Origin of the sequence: uncultured Tateyamaria sp. (genome assembly GCF_947504105.1) — a bacterium.
In the GTDB taxonomy this organism is placed as follows: Bacteria; Pseudomonadota; Alphaproteobacteria; order Rhodobacterales; family Rhodobacteraceae; genus Tateyamaria.
Genome location: NZ_CANNGP010000096.1, coordinates 1 through 4,259, shown reverse-complemented (window position 1 = coordinate 4,259; position 4,259 = coordinate 1). Strand labels below are relative to the sequence as shown.

Here is a 4,259-nt window from a genome sequence, read left to right as displayed (position 1 = left end):
ATTCTCACTGACTTGTCAACAAAGCCAGTCTGGCACATTGCGATGCCGTTGTGGGAGGGAGCATCCACCCCATCAAATTTGAACCAGACGCGTTCACCTTCGATCTGGAGCACGCCCATTTCGTGTAATCCGTAAGGGTCGCTGTCGGCGTCAAAGGCGTCAAAAGCGACGAGCGCGTCAATGAGCGCTGCGCGGAACGCACCGCTTTGCGCCGCAATGCCAGCCGTCATGACGAGCGTGCCGGGTGGTATGTCGGGCGATTTGGGACAGGCGGTGATGGATCTGCGGAAAGCATCGTTCTGTTTGGCGATGATGGCGGCGGTCTGAGGGTGCGTGACATCCTGCGCGATGTCTTCGGATGAGGTCTGCTGTACTTGAGTCATGGTCGTTCTCCGTGCCGGACCGGCCGAACCATTCGGCGCTGATCTTCCCGGCAGACGGAGAGGACCGCCCCGATCCCTGTGACGGGCGGGGCGATCCAAAGCGTTTTGTGGACGATGTGAAGTTAAGCCGCGTCATCCATGAAGGCGGGCAGGGCTTCAGGTTCTTCAGAACCGGATGTCGCTTCAGCTGCGCCCATTTCTGAAATCACCGCTGCGTCTTCAGTGTCCCCCACTGCCATGCCATCGGGCAGCCAGCGGGATGTCTTGGCTGCTGTCTCGGCGGTCACACCGGCACTCTCCTGCGGGGTGTCGCAGAAGGCCTGCTCCATGGCTTTGGCGATCTCGGCCTTGCGCAGACCCGCTTTGTCGTCGGCCCAGCGGTCATCGATCAGGGTCTTGGCGGTCTCAACCGCATGGTCTTTCTTCACCCGGCCCCAGTAATTATCCGCTCCGGGACGCCAGCAGGCGGCCACATCGACACTCAAACGTGATCCGGTCGCCTCGATGACAGGGTTTGCATCACTGTCGTTGGAGAGCTGCTGGTTCAGGGCATAGGCCGCACACCAGGCAAAGAGCGCCTGTTTGTCACCGTCAGGAAGCTGCGACAGCTGGTGGAAATCCTCCGGTGCCTTCACCTCCATCCAGCCCAGATTGAGACCGTCTTTGAGCGCTTCCAGCATGCGTTCGGCGACCGTGTCTTTCAGGGTCTCGCGCGATGCGGTTGTCGTCGCAGGACGCAGCGAGAGGTCAAGCGGGGACTGACTTCGGTAGGCGCCAAGAACGGACATCACCATCGCATAGAGCATGGTGTCATAGGCGGTGCCATAATCAGCGGCCAAATGCGCCCGCATGATTTGATGCCGCGTTGCGCGCAGATCGTCGGTCAACGCTCGTGGGATGCCCTGTTCCTTGCGCGCTGCGTCCGTCGCATTCATCGGCACATTCGATTGGCGCATCGTTGCGGGCAGCTCGATGCTGGGTCCGCTCGTGGCGACCGCATCGTCGTCGTCGTTTTCCTCTCCCGTTTGGTCGGACGTCACTGGTTCGGACTCGGGGATGTCTTCGGGACGCACAAGACCACTCTCAACACGCGGCTCGCCATTGTGGGCGATGCTCACGATACATCCGGCGATTTTGTGGTCGGCGTCGGTATAGGCGACGTTGGCGTCTTCGATCGCTTCGATTTCGCGCAGGCGTTTCCAGATCTGGTCGTCTTCTTCCTGAAGTTCCTCTGTCCATGTCGCCTCGTCGTAATCCGCTTCCAGCACGGCGTGACGTTCTTCCAGTTTGGCTTTCTCGGCGACAAGCTCTGGATCGGGATCGAGCGGTTGCGGATAGACCCGGCCGAAGGGACGAAAGCTATCATAGTCGACATCCAGACAGGCCTCCGCCCATTTCCAGGTCTTGGCCGCCTCATCCGCAAGGCCTTGGAGCTTTTCTGTTGCGAGTTTCTCCAAAAGGTCTGGATCTTCCAGATGCATCGCATCGCGTTCAGAGAAGAGGTCCTCAATGACCGTGCCACCAGCCTCCTTGTAGGCATCGATCCCGACAAACAAAGCGAGTTTGGACGCGCCGGAATAGGATTGCTGTGTAAGGTGGTTGCGGATCGAGTGCGGCGACGGGCTGTAGTGTTGTTTGACCACCTCCCAGGCATCGATCTGGCGCGCGTGATCATCGGTCAGGGTGAAAGCCATGACACAATCAAGCGACATCTCACCGGCGCGGAAAAGCTCCATCAGCTCCGGTGAAACGCTGGCGAGTTTGAGACGCCGGCGCACGAGATCGGTGGTGATCCCGAACTGGGATGCGATCTGGTCTTCCGTGCGGCCTTTCTTGCGCAGAGCAGCGAAAGCTTCGAACTGGTCGGCTGCATGCATCGCAGCGCGGATCATGTTTTCTGCGGCCGAGGTGTCTTCGGCCTGATCGGGATCTTCGACCGAACACGCAACGGGATGGTTCGGCTTGATGACTTTGTCATCGGCCAGCTTGTGCAGTGCCGCCAGACGTCGTCCACCCGCATGCACATGATACTTTGCACCCACCTTGTGGACGAGCAGGTTTTGTTTGAGACCAGTCTCCTTGATGCTGGAATAGAGTTCGGCGTCCTGTTCTTCAGTGGCCGGGGTCTTGCGCACGTTTTTGGGGCTGATCACCAGCTTGTTGAGAGGGATCATCTGCAGCTCTGCCTCCGGCAGGCTGGCAGTGCCAGCCGCCATGGTCTTGGCAGCGGATTTGGATTTGGGGTTGGTCATCGGAAAGCTCCTTTAGGAGCCGGACCGGGAGAGCCTCTCTCTCCCTTCAAAGCCCGGCAACCCGGGCTTTCGTTCCTCTTCCTCTCAGCCACATCAGCCGCAGCGCGAAGGGGCCATGTCTTGGAGCACAGCCACGCGGGCAGCCCTTGTTCTTATCGGCAGTCCAAGCGCATCTCAGGCGTGTTCGTCGAGCTTCGCTTTCGCCTTACGACCCACGAGGATCGTTACTGCCAGAGTTGCGATCAGGCCGACGCCGAACAAGATGTATTTAGCCGTCGGCCCTTCGCCGCCTGCGTTTGCACCGAGTGAGCCTATCCAGACATAAAGCAGCGTGCCCGGCATGATGCCAGCGAAGGTTGCAACCACATAGGGCAGGAAGCCCACCTTCGTCGTGCCGAGAAACCAGTTTTGCAAAGAGAACGGGACGGTCGGAGATGGTCGCAACAGGTCAACAACCTTCCAGCCCTCATCCTCTATCGCGGCGTCGACCGCCTTGAATTTCGGATAGTCGTTGATCTTGCGCTCGACCATGACGCGCACCAGATGCCGGCCCACCAGAAACGCCATCGAAAACGACCAAAGCCCGTAGGCCACGCTCGGTCAGTGGTTGCAGCGTCGCTTGGGTATAGGCCCATTGGGGGGCGCATCCACATTCGGCTGATAGGACCCATGTGTCAGGATGGCGCCTATCGGAAAGACCGAACGAAGATCGGCGTTGAAGGATCTCAAGTCTTTTGCCGACAGGGCGAGGTTGAGCTCGGAATCTGCGGAGCGTTCGAACCCCCGTGCCTTTCGCCCCCGGATCGTCTCTGACGCAAGATTATGCGACGGACGGTTGGCGGCGTGCTGCAAGTGCACGGACATCTCGGGCGGAAGCGGTGCCGGCGGCGCGCGCCACACAAGCTCTTCGCCCCCGTCCGTTTCCGGCATAAGGACTGATTCATGATCCGGCGCGGGATGCCGCAAACGTCCAAACCGTTCCGTCAACCTGTCGAATCGCTCTCGCAGATATTGCACATTGGCTTTCACGAAGTCAGTGATGGTGCGCGACAGGACCAGAGCAGCATTTCCAATTGTGTTGCTAGCTCCTCTTGTTTGCGCCCAAATTCGACCGCCCCTGCTCATCCTTGAAACGTAGACTCGAGGGGCAGCAGGACAGCTCTAGCGACGGATTAAGCTCTACTCTTAAACAAATCATATTTTCTGAGTCCCATTCTTAACGTCCAAAGGAAGATCGTACCGCCAATAAGACATAGGGCAATTGGCCGGCTTAAGATGTAGAGAGGATCTCCGCCAGAAAGCTGATAACTTCGCAAGAGCTCACCCTCTGCGACCCTACCAAGAAGCAAACCGATTACCATTGGCGCGATCGGATAGTTATTGCGACGCAAGAAATAACCCAACCCACCAGCGATCACTACCGTAAAAGGGCCGGATATTCCGGATGTGAGAGCGTAGGACCCAAGTAAAGTCAGGACGAGAACGATCGGGACGAGGAACCTGATAGAAACACTTACAAGTTTGCTCGCAAGAGGAAGGAAAAGCAGACAGAGGTGGTCGCGGAATTTCGGACCGGTCGTTAAGGTGGATCGCATGATGAAAGTGACGATCCAGAATGAAGAAA

The 4,259-nt window shown here is 58.3% G+C and carries 5 protein-coding genes; all 5 read right to left on the bottom strand.

Annotation, left to right across the window (positions count from 1 at the left end; translation table 11 throughout):
- On the bottom strand, positions 1 to 383 hold a 383-nt coding region (locus Q1A75_RS23330), incomplete at its 3' end, for a DUF3768 domain-containing protein (RefSeq protein ID WP_299593359.1).
- 122 nt (positions 384 to 505) lie between these two features.
- Positions 506 to 2,635, bottom strand: a complete 2,130-nt coding sequence (locus tag Q1A75_RS23325; RefSeq protein ID WP_299593356.1) for a ParB/RepB/Spo0J family partition protein — start codon at positions 2,633 to 2,635, stop codon at positions 506 to 508.
- A 174-nt stretch (positions 2,636 to 2,809) separates the two neighbouring features.
- Positions 2,810 to 3,202 carry a VTT domain-containing protein gene (locus tag Q1A75_RS23320; RefSeq protein ID WP_299593353.1) on the bottom strand — a complete coding sequence of 131 codons (393 nt, stop codon included), beginning with the start codon at positions 3,200 to 3,202 and terminating at the stop codon, positions 2,810 to 2,812.
- Between the two features lie 33 nt (positions 3,203 to 3,235).
- Positions 3,236 to 3,565 carry a hypothetical protein gene (locus Q1A75_RS23315; protein ID WP_299641437.1) on the bottom strand — a complete coding sequence of 110 codons (330 nt, stop codon included), beginning with the start codon at positions 3,563 to 3,565 and terminating at the stop codon, positions 3,236 to 3,238.
- A 242-nt stretch (positions 3,566 to 3,807) separates the two neighbouring features.
- Positions 3,808 to 4,259: tripartite tricarboxylate transporter permease (locus tag Q1A75_RS23310; RefSeq protein WP_299593350.1), on the bottom strand; the 452-nt coding region annotated here is incomplete at its 5' end.

Excerpts from the sequence above, each read along its gene's own strand:
- Q1A75_RS23325 (WP_299593356.1), bottom strand. The coding sequence starts at position 2,635 with ATGACCAACCCCAAATCCAAATCCGCTGCCAAGACCATGGCGGCTGGC.
- Q1A75_RS23320 (WP_299593353.1), bottom strand. The coding sequence starts at position 3,202 with ATGGCGTTTCTGGTGGGCCGGCATCTGGTGCGCGTCATGGTCGAGCGC.
- Q1A75_RS23315 (WP_299641437.1), bottom strand. The coding sequence starts at position 3,565 with ATGCCGGAAACGGACGGGGGCGAAGAGCTTGTGTGGCGCGCGCCGCCG.